The organism is Stenotrophomonas sp. SrG (assembly GCF_050031795.1).
GTDB classification, from domain to species: Bacteria; Pseudomonadota; Gammaproteobacteria; order Xanthomonadales; family Xanthomonadaceae; genus Stenotrophomonas; species Stenotrophomonas rhizophila_A.
Map to the genome: position 1 here is coordinate 1 of NZ_JBNBBE010000484.1, position 256 is coordinate 256.

Annotated in this window: 1 protein-coding gene; it reads right to left on the reverse strand. The window is 75.0% G+C overall.

Features of this window, described 5'->3' with window-relative positions:
• On the reverse strand, positions 1-256 hold a 256-nt coding region (locus ACQG3P_RS20570), incomplete at both ends, for a hypothetical protein (RefSeq protein WP_426806082.1).

Sequence of the window (256 nt, forward strand, 5' to 3'; positions counted from 1 at the left end):
GTACCAGTTGGTTGTCCAGCGCGCCACGGCGGTCGGGCAGGGTGAAGCCCTGGGGCACGTCGGCGGTGAGGGCGGCCACGATGGCGGGCGGGTGGGCACGGCGCCCGCGCCCGTGCGTCTTGGTCTGGGCGGGCGCGGGCGTGGGCTTCGGGGCGTTGGCGTGCGGTGGCAACGGCTGGCGGTTGGTGGCTTGGGTGGCAGGTTGGCTGGTGCAGTGGGCCTGCGCGGGGGCGTTCTTACCTGGTCGGTCCTGCCG